General features: G+C 67.4%; 12 protein-coding genes and 1 pseudogene. 8 read left to right on the plus strand and 5 right to left on the minus strand.

Annotated features, from left to right (window positions below):
* The first annotated feature begins 34 nt into the window (after window positions 1-34).
* From JQX13_RS45655 to JQX13_RS45690, 8 genes are all read left to right on the plus strand, one after another.
* Window positions 35-1,363, plus strand: coding sequence for an ATP-binding protein (locus tag JQX13_RS45655; RefSeq protein WP_203412509.1), 1,329 nt, complete (start codon window positions 35-37; stop codon window positions 1,361-1,363).
* A gap of 24 nt (window positions 1,364-1,387) precedes the next feature.
* Complete coding sequence (locus tag JQX13_RS45660) at window positions 1,388-3,112, plus strand: DEAD/DEAH box helicase (RefSeq protein WP_203405684.1); 1,725 nt, start codon at window positions 1,388-1,390, stop codon at window positions 3,110-3,112.
* Between the two features lie 118 nt (window positions 3,113-3,230).
* The gene (locus JQX13_RS45665) at window positions 3,231-6,731 is read left to right on the plus strand and encodes a serine/threonine-protein kinase PknK (RefSeq protein WP_203405685.1); all 3,501 of its coding nucleotides are present in this window, start codon (window positions 3,231-3,233) and stop codon (window positions 6,729-6,731) included.
* A gap of 95 nt (window positions 6,732-6,826) precedes the next feature.
* Window positions 6,827-7,750 (plus strand): SDR family oxidoreductase, encoded by a 924-nt coding sequence (locus JQX13_RS45670; RefSeq protein ID WP_203405686.1) that lies wholly within the window; start codon window positions 6,827-6,829, stop codon window positions 7,748-7,750.
* Between the two features lie 100 nt (window positions 7,751-7,850).
* Complete coding sequence (locus JQX13_RS45675; protein ID WP_203405687.1) at window positions 7,851-8,651, plus strand: hypothetical protein; 801 nt, start codon at window positions 7,851-7,853, stop codon at window positions 8,649-8,651.
* 30 nt (window positions 8,652-8,681) lie between these two features.
* Window positions 8,682-9,479 (plus strand): hypothetical protein, encoded by a 798-nt coding sequence (locus tag JQX13_RS45680; protein ID WP_203405688.1) that lies wholly within the window; start codon window positions 8,682-8,684, stop codon window positions 9,477-9,479.
* Window positions 9,476-10,738 (plus strand): YcaO-like family protein, encoded by a 1,263-nt coding sequence (locus tag JQX13_RS45685; RefSeq protein ID WP_203405689.1) that lies wholly within the window; start codon window positions 9,476-9,478, stop codon window positions 10,736-10,738. Before JQX13_RS45680 ends, JQX13_RS45685 begins: the two co-directional genes overlap by 4 nt.
* Window positions 10,735-12,174: a TfuA-like protein gene (locus JQX13_RS45690; protein WP_203405690.1), complete on the plus strand. Its 1,440-nt coding sequence runs from the start codon at window positions 10,735-10,737 to the stop codon at window positions 12,172-12,174. Before JQX13_RS45685 ends, JQX13_RS45690 begins: the two co-directional genes overlap by 4 nt.
* On the opposite strand, the gene JQX13_RS45695 is transcribed toward JQX13_RS45690, so the two are convergent.
* From JQX13_RS45695 to agmC, 5 genes and pseudogenes are all read right to left on the minus strand, one after another.
* Window positions 12,085-12,945, minus strand: coding sequence for an Ig-like domain-containing protein (locus JQX13_RS45695; protein ID WP_203405691.1), 861 nt, complete (start codon window positions 12,943-12,945; stop codon window positions 12,085-12,087). The two genes, JQX13_RS45690 and JQX13_RS45695, sit on opposite strands and share 90 nt — an antisense overlap.
* A 205-nt stretch (window positions 12,946-13,150) precedes the next feature.
* Window positions 13,151-13,282 carry a hypothetical protein gene (locus tag JQX13_RS55735; protein WP_275424885.1) on the minus strand — a complete coding sequence of 44 codons (132 nt, stop codon included), beginning with the start codon at window positions 13,280-13,282 and terminating at the stop codon, window positions 13,151-13,153.
* A pseudogene (locus JQX13_RS56640) lies at window positions 13,270-14,588 on the minus strand (IS1380 family transposase). Before JQX13_RS56640 ends, JQX13_RS55735 begins: the two are co-directional and overlap by 13 nt.
* 836 nt (window positions 14,589-15,424) lie before the next feature.
* Window positions 15,425-16,315, minus strand: a complete 891-nt coding sequence (locus JQX13_RS45705; RefSeq protein WP_203405693.1) for an Ig-like domain-containing protein — start codon at window positions 16,313-16,315, stop codon at window positions 15,425-15,427.
* Window positions 16,316-16,704: 389 nt separating this feature from the next.
* Complete coding sequence (gene agmC, locus JQX13_RS45710) at window positions 16,705-20,883, minus strand: adventurous gliding motility protein AgmC (protein WP_203405694.1); 4,179 nt, start codon at window positions 20,881-20,883, stop codon at window positions 16,705-16,707.
* Between the last annotated feature and the right edge of the window lie 15 nt (window positions 20,884-20,898).

Consider the following 20,898-nt stretch of genomic DNA (forward strand, 5'->3'; position numbering starts at 1 on the left):
TGCCCCAACGCCCCTCGTGGCAGCGTTCTCCGTGATGAACGCAGATCGCGCCGCGCTCCAGGCCCAGCTCCGGGTGAAGAAGAGGGCCTTCTTCGTCTCCGCGGGGATGATGGCGACGAGCCTCCTGCTCCACTGGTTGATCTCCCCCGCCCAGGATCCGAGGCTGGTGTTGGTGCAGGTCGCCTGGAGCGTGAGCTTCGTGCTGCTCGGACTGGGAGTGGGGGCGGGACTGCTGGCCCCCTGGGCCTCGGGCTCCGCGTCCGCGCTGGTGTGCATCGCCTCGGTGACCGCCATCGTCCACTACACCGGTGGACCGGCGAGCCCCTACTTCGTGACGCTCGTCGCCGCGCCCCTCCTGCTGTCCATGTTCACCCCGGACTCCCGGCTGCCGACGCTGGTGTCCCTCGGGACGATGTTGGGCGCGGTGGTGCTGTTGAACGTCCTGGCCGGAGTACCCACGGGCACCTTCCTTCCGCAGGTGCTCACCTTCGGCCTCATCGGGAGCATCGGGCTGTACGGAGGGAGTACCTACCGGCGGCTGCGCGAGGCGGAGAAGGTGGCCCAGGAGGAGCGGCTGCGCGCCCTGGCGCAGCTGGCCGAGAGCGAGCGGCTGCGGCGGCGCGCCGAGCGCGAGCGCGCGGAGGTGGAGCGGCTGGTGCTGGTGGGGCAGCTCGCCACGGGAGTAGCCCACGAGGTGAACAACCCGCTGGCCTTCGTGAAGTCCAACCTGCACTACCTTGAGCAGGAGCTGCTGGGCGAGGGCTGGCCTCCGGACATGTCCGAGCTGCGCGAGCTGCTGGATGAAACGCGGCAGGGGGTGCTGCGCATCCAACAGATCGTCACCGACCTGCGGCGCTTCTCGCGGGAGGGGAATGGGAACGAGGAGGAACAGGGCGACCCGGGGGATGCGATGGAGGAAGCCAGACGGCTGGCCTCGGTCCGCCTGCGCGGCCTGGGCGACGTGGAGCTGGACGTCCCCTCGGGGTTGCCGATGGTGCGGCTGGGGCAACGGCGCCTGGTGCAGGTGCTGCTGAACCTGCTGCTGAACGCGGCGGACGCGGTGGAGGGAGCGGAGCCCGCGCGCCGGGCGCGCATCACGCTGCGGGCCCGGCGGACGAAGGAGGGCGTCCGGTTGGAGGTGGAGGACAACGGCCCGGGCATTCCCCCGGAGGTGCTGCCGCGGCTCTTCGAGCCCTTCTTCACCACCAAGCCCCCGGGAAAGGGCACGGGCCTGGGACTGGCGCTGTGCCTCGAGTACGTCGCCCGGACGGGGGGGACGCTCACCGCGGAGAACCGGCCCGAGGGCGGCGCCCGCTTCGTCCTCACTCTGACGGACGCGTCGGCGACCGCCTCGGCGGCCTGAGCATTGTGATACAAGCCGCCCAACGTGAGCACCGCAACGGACACCATCCCCACCTTCGAAGAACTGGGCCTCGGGCCCGCCCTCGTGGAGGCGCTCGGCGCGCTCGGCTACGAGGAGCCCACCCCCATCCAGCGGGCCGCCCTGCCCCCGCTGCTCGCGGGCAAGGATCTGCTCGGCATCGCCGCCACCGGCACCGGCAAGACCGCCGCCTTCTCCCTCCCCCTCCTCCAGCGCATCACCCCCGGAGGCAAGCGCGCGCCGTTCTCCACCTCCGCGCTCGTGCTCGTCCCCACGCGCGAGCTCGCCATGCAGGTGGCCGAGGCCATCCACCGCTACGGCCAGAAGCTCGGCATCAGCGTGCTGCCCCTCTACGGCGGCCAGCCCATCGGGCAGCAACTGCGCGTCCTCAAGCGCGGCGTGGACGTCGTCGTCGCCACCCCGGGCCGCGCGCTCGATCACCTCAACCGCCAGTCGCTCCTGCTCGACTCCGTCCAGACCGTCGTGCTCGACGAGGCCGACGAGATGCTGGACATGGGCTTCGCCGAGGACCTGGAGGCCATCCTCGAGGCCACCCCGGAGGAGCACCAGACGGCCCTCTTCTCCGCCACCCTGCCCCCGCGCATCGCCTCCATCGCCGAGCGCCACCTGCACCAGCCCGTGCACGTGCGCATCGCCAAGGAGAAGGTCGCGCCCGGCACCGGCCCTCGCGTGCGCCAGACGGCCTACATCGTCCCGGGCGCCTTCAAGGCCGCCACGCTCGGGCGCGTGCTGGACGTGGAGGCCCCCACCGCCGCCATCGTCTTCTGCCGCACCCGCACCGAGGTGGATGAGCTCACCGTGTCGCTCAACGGCCGGGGCTGGCGCGCCCAGGCCCTCCACGGCGGCATGGACCAGGCCCAGCGCGACCGCGTCCTCAAGCAGTTCAAGAGCCACGCCGTGGATCTGCTGGTCGCCACCGACGTGGCCGCGCGCGGACTGGACATCGAGAAGCTCTCCCACGTCGTCAACTACGACGTGCCCAATGCCCCCGAGGCGTATGTCCACCGCATCGGCCGCACGGGCCGCGCCGGGCGAGAGGGCGTGGCCATCACCCTCGCCGAGCCGCGCGAGCACCGGCTGCTGCGCAACATCGAGAAGCTCACGGGCCAGCGCATCGAAGTGGCCACCGTGCCCACCGTGGCGGACCTGCGTGCCCGCCGGTTGGAGCTCGTGCGCGCCTCCCTGCGCGAGGCCCTGGTGGCCGGTGAGCTCGACTCGTACCGCTCCGTGGTGGAGAGCCTCGCCTCCGAGTTCGACCTGGTGGACGTGGCCACCGCCGCGGTGAAGCTGCTCCACGACGCCCAGGTGGAGGGCAACGAGCAGGAGGAGGAGGACATCCCCACCCTGCCCCCGCCCGCGCAGAAACCGCCCCGTCCGGGCAAGAACGCCCGGATGACGGAGCGCGCCGGAGCCCGGGAGCGGCCGGGTGGGCCGCCGGGAGCGAAGCGCCGCTCGGGCCCGTCTCAGGACTTCGACATGGCGCGCCTCTTCATCGGCGTGGGCCGGCACGCGGGCGTACGACCCGCGGACCTGGTGGGCGCCATCGCCGGCGAGGCGGGCGTGGAGGGACGACGGATCGGCGCCATCGAGATCGGCGACAACTACTCCCTCGTCGAGGTGCCCGAGCCCCTCGCCGATCAGATCATCACCGCGCTGCGCCAGGCCACGCTGCGCGGCAAGAAGGTGCAGGTCCGGCGCGACCGGGGTTGAACGCCCGTGGCGGGAGGGATCCGACGAGGGCTCGTGCCCTCCGTCGGGTCTTCTTGCCAGCGTCGCCGGGCCCTCCCTACCCATATAGGCACGAAGAGCCTGGGAACAGGGGGGAGCCGTGAACCGGGTGGAGGTCTCTCGAGCGGAGCAGGACTCGCCTGTGCTCCAGGAGATGGGCCCCTATCTCCTCCAGGGGGTCCTCGGCAGCGGCGGCATGGGAATCGTCTACCTGGGAGTCCACCGGGAGACGGGCGAGCGCGTGGCGCTGAAGACGGTGCGTGTCACCCGCGCCTCCACGCTGGCGAGCATCCGGCGGGAAGTCCAGTTGCTCAGTCGCATCCAACACCCGGGCATCGTCCGGATCCTCGATCACGGAAGCTCCGGCGGCCTCCCCTGGTACGCCATGGAGCTGCTGGAGGGACGGACCTTCAATCAGCTCATCGAGGGGTACTACCACCAGGCCAACACCCGGGCTCGAGACGCGGCGCCGAAGCTGCCCGCCCGCCCGCTGTTGGAACGGGTACTCCAGCTGTGCGCGCCGCTGGCCTACCTGCACGGCTGCGGCATCGTCCACCGCGACCTCAAGCCCGGCAACATCTTCATCCGGAAGAACGGCACCGTGGTGCTCGGCGACTTCGGGGTGGTGGTGGAGTTCGGAGGGGCCCAGGGACGGGAGGTCCTCCAGGCGGACCACGCCGGCATGGGCACGCTGATGTACATGGCGCCCGAGCAGATCCGCGGAGATCTCGTGGACGCCCGGGCCGACCTCTACGCCCTCGGCTGCATCCTCTACGAGTGCGTGACCGGCTTCGTCCCCTTTCTCGGCAACTCGCCGCAGATCGTCCGCCGCCGGCACCTGCAGGACACGCCCACGCCTCCTTCCCTGCTCGCCGAGGAGCCCATCCCCGAGCCGCTGGAGTGGCTCATCCTCAAGCTCCTCGCGAAGCGGCCCGAGGACCGGCTCGGCTATGCCGAGGACGTGGCCCGGGTGCTCTCGGAGCTGGGAGTGGAAGCCGATGAGCCCGACGAGGATCGCCCCCGGCCCCGGCCCTACCTCTACCGCCCGCCCTTCACCGGGCGGAAGGAGGCCATGCGCGAGCTGAACGATCTCCTGGACGAGATGCTGTTCTGCAAGGGCGGGCGGGTCTTCATCGGCGGTGGCAGTGGCGTGGGCAAGACACGGCTGGCCCTGGAGCTGGCCCGCGAGGCCCTCCACCGGGATCTCCCGGTGGTGACCTGCGAGTGCATCCCGCTCGGTCTCTCCGGCACGCGGGTGGATGCCGGCATGAGGGCCCCGCCCCTGCATCCCTTCCGCTCGCTGCTGGCCGCGGTGGCGGATCACTGCCAGCACGGCGGCGCGAAGGAAACGGCACGGCTGCTCGGACCGAAGGGCAAGGTGCTGGTCGCCTACGAGCCATCCCTGGATCAGCTCCCCGGTCAGCGGGAGCTGCCTCCACCGCCCCCAGTCCCGGATGCCGATGCCGCGCGCGCCCGCATCTTCTCCGCCCTCCAGGATGTCCTCTTCGCCTTCGCCGAGGAGGATCCGGTCCTGCTGATCATCGACGATCTCCAGTGGGCGGACGAGATGACCCTGGCCTTCCTGCGGCAGCTACGGCACGAGGACCTGGTCGAGCGAGGCGTGCTGCTGCTGGGCACCTACCGCATGGAGGAGATGGGTGACGCGCTGCGGGAGGTGGTCTCCGCCCCGGGCTCCCTTCACATCGAGCTGGGACGGCTCGACGAGCGCAGCATCGAGTCGATGGCGCGCGGCATGCTCGCCCTGCACTCACTCCCCCGGGACTTCGACAGGCTGGTCCGCCGCTCCGAGGGCAACCCGTTCTTCGTCGCCGAGTACCTGCGGGCCACCATCTCCGAGGGGCTGCTCCACCGGGACACCGCCGGCGAGTGGCGGCTGGACGAGCGGGTGCGCACGGGGGACTCGCTCGAGGAGCTGTCGCTGCCCGGCTCCATCGCGGAGATCATCCACCGGCGCCTGCGCGACCTGGACGCCAGGGCCCAGCTGGTGGCGGAGACCGCGGCCGTGCTCGGACGCGAGTTCGACGCGGACCTCCTGCTGGACACGGTGCCGCTGGAGCACACGGCGGCCCTGGAGGCCCTGCAGACGCTGCGGGTCCGGCAGATCCTCGAGAAGGCCGCGGGCGGCAGGCTGCGCTTCCTCCACGACAAGCTGCGGGAGTTCACCTACGCCAGCATCACGTCCCAGCGAGGCCGCCAGCACCACCGCCGGGCCGCGGAGGCCATCGAACACCGCTACCAACAGGCGCTCGACTTCTCCCTGTACTTCCCGAGCCTGGCCAATCACTGGGCCAAGGCCGAGGTCCACGATCAGGCCAGCCGCTACTTCCAGCTGGCGGGGGATCGCGCGAGCGCGACCCATGCCAACGCGGAGGCCATCCTCTTCTACCGGGCGGCGCTCACCGAGGCCCACGCGTACCTGCGACAGGAGCGCGACGAGCCGGAGGACTGGCGACGGGCCCTGCTCCGCGTCCACGAGCACCTGGGAGACGTCCTGGCGCTCTCGGGACGGCAGGAGGAGGCCCGGGCGGCCTTCGGCGACGCGCTGGCCCGGCTCTCCCCGGACGAGCGGCTCCATCGCGCCTGCATCCATCGCAAGGTAGGCAAGACGTGGGAGACACTCCACCAGCACGAGGACGCGCTGCGCGCCTATGACGAGGCCGAGGCCGCCCTGGGACCCGCGCCCGAGGAAGCCGGCGAGCGAGCCCCGGACATCGCCGACTGGTGGAAGGAATGGGTGCAGCTCCAGGTGGATCGTCACTGGACGTACTACTGGATGAACCGGCGGGAGGAGATGGACGCGCTGGTGAGGAAGTTACGAACTGTCGCGGAGACACGGCTGACCCCGCTGCAACGCGCCAACTTCTTCGTGATGGTGCTCAACACCGCCTTCCGCCAGGAGCGCTACGTGGTCCAGTCCGAGACGTTGGAATACGGCCGCCTCGCGGTGGAAGCCGCCGATGCCTCGGGGGAGCCAAGCACGCGCGTGGCCACCCGCTTCAGCAACGCCTTCGCCCTGCTGTTCCATGGAGACCTGGACGAGGCCGAGCGGCAAAGCCTCGCCGGGCTGGAGCTGGTGGAACAGACGGGGGACCTGACGCAGAAGTCACGCCTCCTCACCTACCTGACCCTGATCTACCGCAAGCGGGGCGACGTCGACCGCGTGCGCGAGTACAGCGAGCGGAGCCTGGAGCTGGCACGCGCCACGCAGATGCGTGACTACGTGGGCGCGGCCCGGGCCAACCACGCCTGGGTGGCCTGGCGGGAGCAGCGGGTGGACGACGCCGAGCAGGAGGCTCGCACGGCCCTGGAATGCTGGAGCAAGCTCTCGACGCTCTACCCCTACCCGTTCCAATGGCAGGGATTGTGGGTGCTCGTGGCGGTGGAGCTCCAACGTCATGCGCTGGCTCGAGCGGTGGAGCATGCGCACGCACTGCTGGACCCGACCCAGCAGCGACTACCGGAGTCCCTGACCTCCGATCTGGAAGCGGCACTCGACGCATGGAAGCAGGGTCGCCAGGAGCAGGCGCGGGAATACCTGGAGCACGCCGTCGGCTCCGCCCGGCGACAGGGATTTCTGTGAGGGCAGGCAAGCCTCCCGGTCCATCTTCCATCACATTTCCCTCCCCCCCACTCTCTCCCTGAGGAGTCACTTTCCCCTGGCGGAGGTGGGAGCGCATGAGGCACGTCACGACCGTGGTAGGCGCCACCGGGCTGCTGGGCGGTAGGATCTGCGAGCATCTGGTGGCGGCGGACGTGCCCGTGAGGGCCCTGGTCCGGCCGACCTCGGCTCCAGACAGGGTCGAGCGGTTGGCGCGGGCGGGGGTGGAGCCCCGGCGGGGAGAGCTGAAGGATCCCGCCTCGCTCGATGCGGTCTGCGAGGGAGCCCGGGCGGTCATCTCGACGGCCTCCTCCACGCTGTCGCGACAGGCGGGAGACTCCATTCAATCCGTGGATCTGAACGGTCAGCTCGCCCTCGTGAAGGCCGCCCGGCGCGCCGGAGTGGAGCACTTCGTTCTCATCTCCTTCGCTCCCCTCCAGGGGCGCTTTCCCCTGCAGGATGCCAAGCGCGCGGTGGAGGAGGCGCTGAGGAGGAGTGGAATTCCCCGCTACACCGTCCTCCAGCCCAGCTACTTCACCGAGGTCTGGCTGAGCCCCGCCCTCGGCTTCGATTACCGGAATGCCCGGGCCCGCCTCTTCGGAACGGGGCACGGAGGGATGAACTGGATCTCCGTCGAGGACGTGGCCCGCGCCGCCGTGAAGGCCCTGACGAGTCCCCGGGCCTGGAACGCGGTGCTCGAGCTCGGCGGGGAAGAGGCGCTCGGCCAGCTCGACGTGGTCCACCTCTTCGAGCAGTGGAGCGGGCGGTCCTGGACCCTGGAGCACGTGCCCGAGCAGGAGCTTCGCGAGCAGTGCATCGGCGCCACGGATCCGCTCCAGCGCTCCTTCGCCGCGCTGATGCTCAATGTCGCGCTCGGAGCCCCGGTCGATCCCAGGCCGGCGATGGAGGCCCTGTCGCTACGCCCCAGCCGACTACGCGACTACGTGGCGCGCGTGGTGGCCGAGCAGTCGCTGCCGCAACGTGAACCCCAGATGAGCTGACTCCCGCTGGAGTCATCCTGTTGGCGGGACCGGGGTCGCGTCCGTCCGGGGCGCATCCCAGTCCTCGTCAGGTCATCGGTGTCAATCCCAAGAGGAGCATATGAATCAGAACGGTCATCAGCCGTCGCAGCTGAACGGTCAAATCGATTCACGAGTCCGGTACATCCTGTTCACCGGCAAGGTGAAACACGGTCACTTGTTGCGTTATCTCCTGGCGACCCAGGGTCGAAAGCGATTGCTGGAGACATATGGATTGCGCCGGCAGGTGAAGTCTTCCGCGCTGACGGGCGACCCGGATCATGTGTTCGAGGTCTACTACGCCGACGAGCCCGAGCGGCTGATCCGGGATTCCGACCAGCCCCTGGCGCTGGACGGAATGATGAACGAAGAGGACGCCGCGCAGTACCTGGCGCTCCAGGAGATCATCGACGCCGAGCGACTCCCGGCGCGTGAGGTGTTGGATCCCTCGAGCCCGGAAATCCCCCACATGCGGACGCTCCTCCAGATGCCCTATTTGCTCGAGCAGAAGAGCCAGGAAGAGGTCTCCCGGGATCTGGCGACGGCGCCCTACCTCCTGAACGACATCTGCGTCCTGAAGAAGGAGGACGGTGAGGACCCGGTGAGCAGGCTCACCCGCTTCACTGATTACGTGTCCCAGATCATCCCCACCTTCGCCCAATCGGGCTTCTCCCTGCTCGTCGCGGGCCAGTTCGAGTCCCACCCCGACTGGATCCTCAACATCTGGCAGCTCGAGAACCTCGAACAGCACCGGGAACTGATGCTGCGGCTCGCGGACAACCGCGTGTATTCCGAGATCGACAAGCTGTGCAACCAGGAGCAACACCTCTGCCGGAACGTGTCGCGCTTCTATCAATACCATCCCTTCCTGATGACCGCCTGAGACAGACGATCCCTCAGCAGGAGCCACCTCATGAACAACGGAAAATCAAAGCCAGGCCAGGCCGAGCGGACACGCGTGACGGCACTGCAACTCGAACAAGACGATCTGGTCATCTTCGGCGAGGACGGGAAGTTCCACCACGTACCCAAGACCTACTACGCGACCCCGGAGCAACGGCTCCCGGACAGGTTCAAGAGCGCACCGGAGTTCCTGGTGGGACTGGGGGCGGTGGTCGCGGACGTCACCGCCTATCAATCGGCACAGGAGGATGAGACGGCGCGCGAGCCCTTGACGGCGGATTGCGCCTGCATCGTGCTGAACATGGCCGCCATCCGGCAGGAGAGCGAGAAGCACAAGGATCCCCGCGCCGGGCGCCCGATCCCGAACGGCGACCCGGTGAATGCCACCTCCGAGCCCCCCGAGGTCGAGAGCCCGCCAGGACTGCGGGTCGAGAGGGACGACCTGGTCATCTTCGGCGAGGACGGGAAGTTCTACCTGGTGAAGAAGCAGTACTACGAGCAGCAGGTGCTCCCGGAGGACATGCAGAGCGCACCACAACTCATGGTGGAGCTGGGCGCGGTGGTCGCGGACATCCCCCGTCTGCCCACGGCGGGCAGCGCCTGCCAGTTGGTGAACATGGCCTCCATCCGGAGGGGAAGCGCGCACGCCGCCCGGCTCGTCAAGGGGCAGCGGACGCAAGGCCTGGAGGTGGAGGGACAGAGACCCGTCGAGCGCCGCGCCCAGACCCGTCGTGGCTCGAGGTCCGGAGGCTCACGTAGGCGCGTCACGTCCATCGCCCACCGCGGGGATGACAGGAACGACGAATGATCGACCCGGCGACCCACACCGCCGCCACCGGACCGGCGGCGCCCAAGCGGTACCGGGAAGGGACGCACCGCCTGCGCTCCCCCGAGGAGACGCTGCGGCGGGTGCGTCCCCTGATGGCGGTGATGGGCATCACCCGCATCGCCAACATCACCGGCCTGGACCGTCTGGGCATTCCCGTGGTGACGGTCTGCCGGCCCAACTCACGCTCCCTCGCGGTCTCCCAGGGCAAGGGGTTGGATCTCACCTCGGCCAGGGTCTCCGGGCTCATGGAGGCCGTGGAGACGTATCACGCCGAGCACATCACCCTCCCGCTCGTACTCGCCAGTCACAACGAGCTGCGCTTCAGCCATCCGCTGATCGACGTCACCCGGCTCCCCCGGCTGTCGGTGGGCGCCTTCCACCCTTCCCTGCGGCTGCTGTGGATCGAAGGCCGCGATTTACGGGGCAACACCCCGGTGTGGCTGCCCTACGAGCTGGTGCATACCGACTACACGCTGCCGCTCCCCTCCGGCAGCGGCTCGTTCTTCATGAGCTCCAACGGGCTGGCCTCCGGCAACCACCTGCTGGAGGCGATCAGCCACGGCCTGTGCGAGGTGGTGGAGCGCGACGCGACCACCCTCTGGCACCTGCGCACCGCGGAGGAGCGGCAGCGGACCCGGCTCGACCTGGACACCGTGGAGGACCCGGGCTGCCGCGAGGTGCTGGAGAAATTCGATCGCGCCGGGGTGGACGTGGCCGTCTGGGAGACGACCTCGGATGTCGGTCTGCCCGCCTTCTTCTGCATGAGCGCCGAGCGCTCGCCGGAACCCCTCCGCCCGCTCTTTCCCACGACGGGCGCGGGGTGCCATCCCGCCCGCCAGGTGGCGCTCCTGCGCGCCCTCACCGAGGCGGCCCAGGTCCGGGCCACGTTGATCTCCGGCTCGCGCGATGACCTGGGCGTCGCCCGGTACTACGAGACCCTGACGGACCCGGCCCTCTGGCTCCGCGTCCGGAAGCTGATGCACTCCGGCGAGCCCGTGCGGCGCTTCCACGAGATTCCCTCCTTCGAGGGGGACAGCTTCGACGAGGACGTGGCCTGGGAGTTGGAGCGTCTGGCCGCGGTGGGACTCGAGCAGGTGGTGGTGGTGGACCTCTCCAAGCCCGCGTTCGGGATCGCGGTGGCGCGAGTGGTCATTCCCGGCCTGGAAGCCATTCACGACGCTCCGGGCTACGTCCCAGGTGCCCGGGCCCGCCGGCTCCTGGAGGAGCGCTCGCGATGATCTACGTCTTCGTTGGACCGACCCTCTCCGTGGAGGAAGCCAGGGCGGAGCTCGACGCGGTGTTCCTGCCGCCCGCGGCCCAGGGAGACGTGTACCGGACCGCGTGCGAACGCCCCGAGGCCATCGGGCTCATCGATGGGTACTTCGAGCGCACGCCCGCCGTGTGGCACAAGGAGATCCTCTGGGCCATGGCCGAGGGCATCCACGTCTACGGGAGCGCCAGCATGGGAGCCCTGCGCGCGGCGGAGCTGGCCTCGTTCGGCATGCGCGGAGTCGGCGCCACCTTCGAGGCGTTCCTGCACGGCGATCTGGAGGACGATGACGAGGTCGCGGTGGTGCACGCCCCGGCGGAAGAAGGCTATCGCCCGCTCTCGGAGGCAATGGTCAACATCCGGGCCACACTGGCGAGCGCCGAACGGGCGGGGGTAGTCCGCCTGGAGACGCGAGCCACATTGGAACGGATCGCCAAGGGGCTCCATTACCCGGAGCGTTGCTACCCCGCCCTGCTGGCCCAGGCTTCTCGCGAGGGAGTACCAGCCGTTGAGCTGGAGCGGCTCCGTTCCTGGTTGCCCCGGGGTCGCATCAACCAGAAGCGAGAGGACGCGCTGGCCATGCTGCGCGACATGCGCGAGGAGCTGGCGAACCACCCCGGTCCGAAGAAGGTCACCTATTCGCTCTCGCGAACGGATGCCTGGGAGGAGGCGCGCCGCCGCTCCGAGCAGCTCTCCTCGACTCTGGAGGGACAGGGAGGAGAACCCCTGCGGGAGTCGCTCCTCGAGGAGCTGCGAATCTCCGGCACGTTTCCTCGAGCCCGGCGGGGAGCACTGTTACGTGCGCTGGCGGTGGAGGAGGCCATGCGGCAGGGGCATGCCGTCCGGGAGGAAGAACTGCGTGAGGTCTGCGACACGTTCCGGCGCGAGCGCGGCTTGCTCGAAGCGGAGCGGTTCGAGCGCTGGCTCGAGGAGCAGCACGTCGAGGATGAAGTGTCGTTCTTCGAGGGGGAGTTCCAGGTGCGCCGGATCGAAGCGCTCCTCGAACCGGAGATCGCCTGGCATCTGCCAGACCACCTGCGCTCAACCGGCGAGTACGGGTCGCTCCTGGAACGCGTCCGCCGCAAGGAGCAGGTGCTCGCCGGGTCCGGACTGGAGAGGCCAGGACTGGCCGAGGCAGGGCTCTCCGAGGAGGAGCTCTGGGAATGGTACTTCCAGGAGCGGCTCGAGCGCCCCGTTCCTGCGGACATCGACGTGTACGCGCGCGCCCAGGGGTTCGCCGACGAAGATGCCCTCCGGCGAGCCGTGCTACGGGAGCGATGTTTCCTGCTCCCGCGGCACGGCCATTCTCATGAATCAGGCCCGACGCCGACGCATGGCGAGCAGGACCAGGCCCAGCAGGGGCAGCAGCGGCTGCGCGCCCGAGGCGGCACAGCCCCCGAGTGAGACGGAGAAGGAGCGCGTAGCGGAACGCGGCTCGAGAGTGTTTCCGCTGGCATCCAACGCGCCCACGTTCAGCTTGTGCTCGCCCTCCTTCAAGGGAGCCGTTGGCCTGAAGCTCCAAGCCCCGGAGTCGTCGGCCAGCACCACGCCACTCTTCACGTCATCGATGTAGACAGCCACCAGCCTCTGGGCCTGGGTCCGCCCGGAGATGACCGGGAACTCGGTATCCACGACGGCGCCGTCCGCAGGCTCCAAAATTTCCGGAGCGGAGGAAGCCAGGAGAGAGACGCTCCATTGATGGACGGAGGGAGACGGATCCACGTTGCCCGCGCTGTCCTTGGCACGCACCTTCAACGAGTGAGAACCCTCGGCGAGGTTCGTATAGAGCTGTGCCGCCGCACAAGCGGTGAAGTCGGCCGCATCATCGAGCTGGCACTCGAAATTCGTGGCCCCACTGGGGGACTCGAAGATGAAGACGGCGATCCCGGAGTAGTGGACGGACGGCGGACCCTCGACGATGTTGGTTTCAGGAGGCTCCGTATCCACATTGAAGGGGATGGAGGCGGAGCGAGCCCCCACGTTGCCCGCCGGATCGGTGGCCTCCGCGCTCACCGAGTGGGGCCCATTGCCCAGATTCACGGTGGTCTCAATAGTCCACATCCCGAGATCGTCCGCCTGCTCGGAACCCGCGAGTTCCCCGTCCACGAAGACGCGAACCGTGCTGAATGGATCATCGACCTTTCCCTTGATGACCGGCGCTCGCGAGCCCACCATCCCATCTTTCGCAGGCTGGGTGATCCCACCATATTCGCGACGACTGGCTCAAGACATGCATGAAGGCTGAGGTCGAGCGCGTTGGGTTGAGTTATCGGGCACAAGGCAGAGGAAGCCCGCCCCGGGGCAGCGGGTAGCAAGCAGGAGGAGATGGAGAGGGGAGTGGGGAGAGTGCGACACGTGAGCTGCAATTGACTCCAGGCAGCTACGTGATGTGCGCTGTGCTCAGCGAGCCCAGCTTCGTCCACAGCTTCTGCCAGAGGCTGGCCGACTCCCGGCCAATGACCAGCACCACTCTTCTGGCGTGTAACAGCACCCGCGCGGCTACTTTGAGCACCCGCTCGCGCACACGGAGCAGCCCCAGCCCTCGCCCGTGGCCTGCTCCATCAGCACGCGCGCGGCGTGCACCAGGTTGTAGGCCAGGGCATTGAGCAACAGGCGTACCTCGTTGTTGGCGAAGGCGTCGATGGACACCGAGCGCTGGACGGGCGGCTGCCCCCGGTACTTGGACTTGGGCCGTCTGGCCGAGGAGAGCGCCGGGGCCAGCACGTCCATGAGCTCTCCGAAGTGGCCCTCCGCCGTGCCGCGTTGGCGGTAGTGCTCCAGCAGCGCCTGTGCCGGCATCTGCTCCTTGCTCCAGCTCGTCACCAGCCAGAAGGCGTGCGGGAAGAGCTCGTCCTTCCTCTCCAGCACTACCAACACCACGCGCCGCGCACGGCTCCAGCCCTGCGCCTGGTACTCCCATTCGTACAGGTGGGTGCCCGGCTCCCCCAGCGGCACTCCCGAATTCATGAAGCGCGGCAGCGCCGCCTCCCGCTGCAACACGCTGGTGTTGCGCACGCGCGCCACGTAGGGCGTGCCTCGCTCCTCCAGCTTCGCCAGCAGCTTCTCCTCGGGAAAGCCCGCGTCGAAGCGCACCGCCGCCACCTCACACACCTCCTTCTCCACTCGCCCCAGCAACTCGTCGATGAATTCCAGCGCTCCATTGGCGCTGTGCACGTTTCCTCGCGCAACCTCACGTCCAGCAGGTCTCCCGTCTCGGCGAGACTGGCGACAATCGGGTGGTACATGCGTACTCCGTAGTGCCCGTTGTACGCGCTGCCCTCCTGGTGCCCATGCACCTCCACCGGCAACCCGTCCACGTCCACCGTCACCTGCTTGAGCTTCTGGCCCTTGGGCTGCTGCGCCCTCAGCCTCCGCCCCGTCTGCCACACCAGCGCCTCGTGCAGCACCTTCCGGTTTTCCTCTCGCGCCAACATGGCCGTCAGCCGCGACAAGGTGGGCTGTGAGGCCAACCCCTCCGCTCCCCCCTCTTTCCCCCTCAGCGGCACGCTGCTCTTGCTGTCCGACACCGCCAACCTCAACGCCGCGTCCCTCCTGAGCGCGTCCGCGTCGTCGTGGTCTCTCCACCCTTGCCCCAACAGCAGAAGGTCCGTGCGCACCAACTCCCTCAGCGAGTGGGTTATCCGCTTCTCGTCTCGCGTGTCCGTCAACATCTCCCCCAGCCAGCGCGTCAGCCCCAACCGCTCGTCCACCTCCCTCAGCAGCACCGCACCTGCCTCCGACGTCAACCGCTCCGCCCTCGCCTCCAGCTTCACGGAGCCGTTGAACTCCAGCCCGAAGTCGTTGAGGATTTCACCCATGACGCGCCTCCTGCCTTGTGGTGGTGGATGTCTGAACAACACCCCTCTACCACTCGGGAGGTCAGGCGCGTCACCCTCCTTTTCCGGTCATCCTCCTGCACCTCTCGTGAATAAGGCGGGGTGATCTGCACCCCGGGAGCTACGTTATCGATAGTCCATATGTATTGGGCAGGGGTTATATCCACGCCGGTGGCATCCATGGCCCTCACCAGGAAGGTGTGTCGGCCATCGGCAAGCCCACTGTAGCTCTTCGGGCTGACGCACGGGCTGTAGTCGGATCTATCGAACGAGCATTCAAAGGTCACACCAGATGTGGTGGAAGTGAACGTGAATCTAGCGTCCCTCTGTTTTGTATAAAGCGAAGGCCTGGCGGTGATTTGCGTATCCGGCGCGGCCAGGGCAACGGTGGGACAGAGCCCTACGGCCCATAGCACCAACGGCAGACATCCTCTCATCTATTACTCCTCCAACAGTGATAGGTTGACCCGGCTAGGGCCTGGTAGGTGAAGGTGAAGCGTCGTCAGCAGCGATGGCGGCTGGTTGAGAGAAGAAGCAAGCCCCCCCAACCCCAGCAGGGGCAGTGAGGCATCGGTGCCCGAGGAGGCACAGCTCAACCCGCCACCGATCGAAGCGGCCAGACCGTCCCGCTCCCCCGGACATCGGCGTGTATGCACGTGCCCTGGGGTTCACCGACGAGGATGCGCTCCGGCGTACCGTGCTGCGGGAGCGATACTTCCTCCTCCCGCAGCAGGGCCGCATAGACGCCCCAGCCGCCTGAAAGGCGGACCAGTCACCGAAGGGCCCGCGCCAGGGCACGGACCCCGCGCGGCGTTGAATCAGCTCCGACGCCGACGCATGGCGAGTAGGACCAGGCCCATCAGGGGCAGCAGCGGCTGCGCGCCCGAGGCGGCACAGCCCCCGAGTGAGACGGAGAAGGAGCGCGTAGCGGAACGCGGCTCGAGAGTGTTTCCGCTGGCATCCAATGAGCCCACGTTCAGCTTGTGCTCGCCCTCCTTCAAGGGAGCCGTTGGCCTGAAGCTCCAAGCTCCGGACTCGTCGGCCAGCGCCACGCCGCTCTTCACGTCATCGATGTAGACGGCCACCAGCCTCTGGGCCTGAGTCCGCCCGGAGATAACCGGGAACTCGGTATCCACGACGGCGCCGTCCGCGGGTTCCAGGAGATCCGGAGCGGAGGCAGCCTGGAGGGAGACACTCCATTGATGGACCGAGGGAGACGGGTCCACGTTGCCCGCGCTGTCCTTGGCACGCACCTTCAACGAGTGAGAACCCTCGGCGAGGTTCGTGTAGAGCTGCGCCGCCGCGCAAGCGGTGAAGTCGGCCGCATCATCGAGCTGGCACTCGAAGTTCGTGGCCCCACTGGGGGACTCGAAGATGAAGACGGCGACTCCGGAGTAGTGGATGGACGGCGGACCCTCGACGATGTTGGTTTCAGGAGGCTCCGTATCCACACTGAAGGGGATGGAGGAGGAGCGAGCCCCCACGTTGCCCGCCGGATCCGTGGCCTCCGCGCTCACAGTGTGAGGCCCGTTGGCCAGATTCAGGGAGGTCTCCAGGATCCAATCTCCGTCCGCCTCAGCCTCCACGGAACCCGCGAGTTCCTCGTCAACGAAGACGCGAACCGTGCTGAATGGGTCCTCGACCTTTCCCTTGATGATCGGCGCTCGCGAGCCCACCCCCTCGTCCTTCGCGGGCTGGGTGATCTGCACAGAGGGAGCTACGTTGTCGATAGTCCATGGGTACCGGGCAGGGGTCGTATCCACACCGGTGGCATCCACGGCCCTCACCAGGAAGTTGTGCCGACCATCGGCGAGCGCACTGTAGCTCTTCGGGCTGACGCACGGGGTATAGTCGGACCCATCGAACGAACATTCAAAGGTCACACCGGATGTGGGAGAATTGAATGTGAATGTGGCTTCCCTCTGCTTTGTATAGAGCGGAGGAGCGGCGGTGATTCGCGTTTCCGGCAAAGCCAGGGCAACGGTGGGACAGAGCCCTACGGCCCATAGCACCAACGGCAGACATCCTCTCATCTATTACTCCTCCAACAGCGTTAGATTGACCCGGATCGGGCCAGGTAGGTGAAGGTGAAAAGGCGTCAGCGGCGATGGCGGCGTCGAGCGGAGAGCAGGATCAACCCCCCCACTCCCAGCAGGGACAGAGAGACACCGGTGCCCGAGGCGGTGCAACTCAACCCGCCACCAATCGACCGAAGCGGCTCCCCCTCCATGTAGCGAACGGTGAAGACTCGAACCAGCGAGTGCTGCTCGCTGGTGTTGCCAGCCACGTCCGTCGCCTCAGCCGTCATTCTATACACCCCATCTTCCAGGGGCTCTGGGGGTCTGAAGATCCAATGTCCCGACTCATCCACCAGCGCGACACCGCTCTTCTTGTCATTGATATAGACGGTTACCGAGCCATTGGCCACGGCCGTTCCGCTGATGCCCGGTGTCCTGGTATTCACCTCGGCACCATCAGCTGGTTCCAAGATCTCGGGAGCTCGCGGCAACTCGACGAGGACATACCATTCATAGACCGAAGGCTCCGGGTCCACATTTCCAGCAGGGTCCTTGGCGCGAACCCGAAGCTTGTGGGTACCATTGGCAAGTCCCGAGAAGAGCGATTCCGCGCCACAGGCCGTGTAATCCGGAGCATCGTCGAGCTGGCACTCGAATTCGGTGGCTCCGTTGGGGGACGAGAAGACGAAAGCCGCCAGTCTGGAGTTATGGGTGGAAGGTGGGCCCTCGACAATGTGGGTATCAGGGGGCTCCGTGTCCACGGTGAAGGCCTGCATGGGGGTACGAGGACCTGTATTCCCGGCTGGATCCGTGGCTTCAGCGCTCACCGTGTGCGGGCCATTGGCCAGGTGCATGGGCGACCTGAAAGACCATGAACCCGAGTGATCCACGAGCAGATCCCCAGCCAACTCGCCATCGATATAGACCCGCACCGTACTGAGCGGCTCCTCCAACCTGCCTGTAATGAGGGGCGTTTGTGAGTTCACCATCTCCCCATCCGCAGGCCTCAGCTCTCGCACCTCGGGCGCAATGGTGTCGACGATCCAATTGTATCGAGTAGGACTACCATTTCCCGCCTTGTCCACGGCCTGCACGGAGAAGGAGTGAGAGCCATCGGCGAGTCTGGTATATGTGATCCCCTCGCTCGGGCACGGCTTGAAGGCGGCATCGTCCAGCGAGCACTCGAACCGCTCCACATCTCTGGCCGTTGAAGAGTACGTGAACGTGGCCTCCTTCGAGTTGGCCAACACGGGCGGCTTTACATGGATGCGGACATCCGGCGCCTCCGTGTCCACGGTCCACGAATACGTGGCCGGGCTGCCATCCACGTTTCCCGCCGCATCCACGGCCCGCACCGCGAAGGTATGGGGGCCCTGACTCAATCCGGTGTATTTCTTCTCACTTGTGCACGTCGCGTAGGCGCCCCCATCCAGCGAGCATTGGTACGTCACACCCGTCTCATTCGACGAGAACGAGAACGTGGCTTCCGTCGAGTTGGTCAGCAGGGGCGGCTTCGTACCGAGGCTCGTTTCTGGCGCATTCGAGTCCACGGTCCACGAGTGCGTGGCCGGACTGCCATCCTTGTTGCCAGCCCCATCCACGGCCCGTACCGCGAAGGAGCGGAGTCCCTGAGCCAACCCGGTGTACTCCACCCCACTGGTGCAGGTCGCAAAGGAGCCTCCGTTCAATGCGCACTCGAATCCCACCACATCGCTACTTGTTGACGAGAACGTGAAGGTCGCCGAAGTGGAACTGGTCACCGCTGGCGGCTTCGTACCGAGGCTCGTTTCTGGCGCCTCCGTGTCCACGGTCCACGAATACGTGGCCGGGCTGCCATCCACGTTTCCCGCCGCATCCACGGCCCGCACCGCGAAGGTATGGGGGCCCTGACTCAATCCGGTGTATTTCTTCTCACTTGTGCACGTCGCGTAGGCGCCCCCATCCAGCGAGCATTGGTACGTCACACCCGTCTCATTCGACGAGAACGAGAACGTGGCTTCCGTCGAGTTGGTCAGCAGGGGCGGCTTCGTACCGAGGCTCGTTTCTGGCGCATTCGAGTCCACGGTCCACGAGTGCGTGGCCGGACTGCCATCCTTGTTGCCAGCCCCATCCACGGCCCGTACCGCGAAGGAGCGGAGTCCCTGAGCCAACCCGGTGTACTCCACCCCACTGGTGCAGGTCGCAAAGGAGCCTCCGTTCAATGCGCACTCGAATCCCACCACATCGCTACTTGTTGACGAGAACGTGAAGGTCGCCGAAGTGGAACTGGTCACCGCTGGCGGCTTCGTACTGAGGCTCGTTTCTGGCGCCTCCGTGTCCACGGTCCACGAATACGTGGCCGGGCTGCCATCCACGTTTCCCGCCGCATCCACGGCCCGCACCGCGAAGGTATGGAGGCCGTGGCCCAACCCGGTGTATTTCTGCCCGCTGGTGCACGAAGTGTAGGCGCCATCGTCCAGCAAACACTCGAATCCCTTCACATCGCTGTCCGTTGACGAGAACGTGAACGTGGCTTCCGTCGATTTGGTCAGCAGGGGCGGCTTCGTATCGATTCTCGTACCTGGCGCACTCCAGTCCACGAAAAAGCTGACATCCTGAGAAGAATCACTGGTTTCTCCAGATCCACTTTCCGCCTTGACTCTTATGATATACTTTCCGCCCTCTATGAAGGCGGCGCTGTCGGCATAGCCACCCGGGGGGACATTCAGAATCCATGACCCAGAGCTGACAGAAGCCTCCTTCGTCGTATGAATGCCCGCCTCGCCTTCAGCATAGATACTTACACTCACTTTTTTGGCGTCCGAGGCATTGCCAGCAATTGAAAACCCCCGTTCAGTATTCACAAAAGCGCCGTCCACCGGGCTCGTCACCGTCGGGGGCGGCGGCTTGGCAGAAGCGTCCACAGGCACGGGCTGTGATCGGACAACAACGCCCGCGTGCACGGCAAGCGCCTCCATCGTCGGCTGGGCACCACGTCCAGATCCAGAAGAGCGGACCTCGTGCATGCCTGGTGAGAAACCAGCCAGTCCCGCCTCACTGGTGGCAAGACAGTCACTCGACGACCCGGCCAGGAGGAACACTCGTCCACCGCCACCTCCGCCTCCCGGGCCGCCACCTCCCATGAAGCCACCCACGGTATTTCCACCGGCACCGCCGCGCGCGGAGACACTGCCGCACTCCGCAGAGCCGACGAGCCGCAGGAGAATGTCTCCACCTGCCCCGCCACCGCTGCCCCCGCCCACACTCGCGCTTCCACCCGCCTCACCATCGGCGGCAATGGAGCCCAACCCCGACAGCTCCAAGGCACGAATGAAGATGACGCCTCCTCCCGCCCCTCCTTCCGGGCCAGACCAGTCCTCGCCGTGGCCACTCCCACCACCTCCACCAAAGATCAGGCGCTCGAACGTGGAATGGACGAGCTTCGCGCCTCCCTGCCCTCCGATGTCCAGGGAGCCCTCCCCCAGGTCGGCGGACCACCCGCCTCGTCCACCTGGCCCGCCATTGCCTCCTCCGCCGCCTCCCGCCATCGGGCACACGCCGCCACCACCCCCGTTGGAGCCGCTCTCCCGCCCGGTCTTCATGGGGCCATACTGCGTGACGGCCACGCCCTCGCCCTTCCGTGCTCCCGGCCGGGCGGCCACGGCCATCCCCATGCACCGCTCCGGGTCGGACGCGTCCGGGGCATAGCGGCCCCCCCGGAATCCCGCGCCCGTGGCACTGATCTCCCCGTCGTTGCGCACGGTCCCCGTGGCCAGGAACGCCACCACTCCGCCGGTGCCACCATCCCAGGGCACCGCGCGGAGACTCGCGCCCCTCTGGACGTGGACGTCGGTGTACTCCGGAATCCGGATGACCTGCGTCACGCGTGCCGCATAGGAGTGCACCAGCGGCCCCTTCAACGTCAGCGTTCCATTCCCCACGGCCGCCAGCCGGGCCAACTCCCACCGTCCCACCGGATCATCCGAGAGCACGATCGGCCCGGACACCCCAGGCCTGGGCTCCGGTACGAGGCCCGTCGCCTGGAACACCAACACCAGGTCTCCGGCCCCGAAGCCCTCCGTCCCCTCCACCAGCAGCACGCCGTCCCCCGGCGCCGCTGGCCCCGTCATCTGGGTGTAGCTGTTGACCACCCTCCCCGCCTCCGTCACGACCAGAGACCCGTCCCGCCCGGTCCCCAGCCCGAAGGTGTCGGGCTCGGCCAGGGCCACGGTTGAAAACAACCCCATGGCGAACAGCGCCACCTGGAACCCTCTCTTCATTGGTTCATCTCCCCC

The sequence above is a fragment of the Archangium violaceum genome (assembly GCF_016859125.1).
In the GTDB taxonomy this organism is placed as follows: domain Bacteria; phylum Myxococcota; class Myxococcia; order Myxococcales; family Myxococcaceae; genus Archangium; species Archangium violaceum_A.

Coding starts and splice junctions, on each gene's coding strand:
- JQX13_RS45655 (WP_203412509.1), top strand. CDS start 35: ATGAACGCAGATCGCGCCGCGCTCCAGGCCCAGCTCCGGGTGAAGAAG.
- JQX13_RS45670 (WP_203405686.1), top strand. CDS start 6,827: ATGAGGCACGTCACGACCGTGGTAGGCGCCACCGGGCTGCTGGGCGGT.
- JQX13_RS45675 (WP_203405687.1), top strand. CDS start 7,851: ATGAATCAGAACGGTCATCAGCCGTCGCAGCTGAACGGTCAAATCGAT.
- JQX13_RS45680 (WP_203405688.1), top strand. CDS start 8,682: ATGAACAACGGAAAATCAAAGCCAGGCCAGGCCGAGCGGACACGCGTG.
- JQX13_RS45685 (WP_203405689.1), top strand. CDS start 9,476: ATGATCGACCCGGCGACCCACACCGCCGCCACCGGACCGGCGGCGCCC.
- JQX13_RS45690 (WP_203405690.1), top strand. CDS start 10,735: ATGATCTACGTCTTCGTTGGACCGACCCTCTCCGTGGAGGAAGCCAGG.
- JQX13_RS45695 (WP_203405691.1), bottom strand. CDS start 12,945: ATGGTGGGCTCGCGAGCGCCGGTCATCAAGGGAAAGGTCGATGATCCA.
- agmC (WP_203405694.1), bottom strand. CDS start 20,883: ATGAAGAGAGGGTTCCAGGTGGCGCTGTTCGCCATGGGGTTGTTTTCA.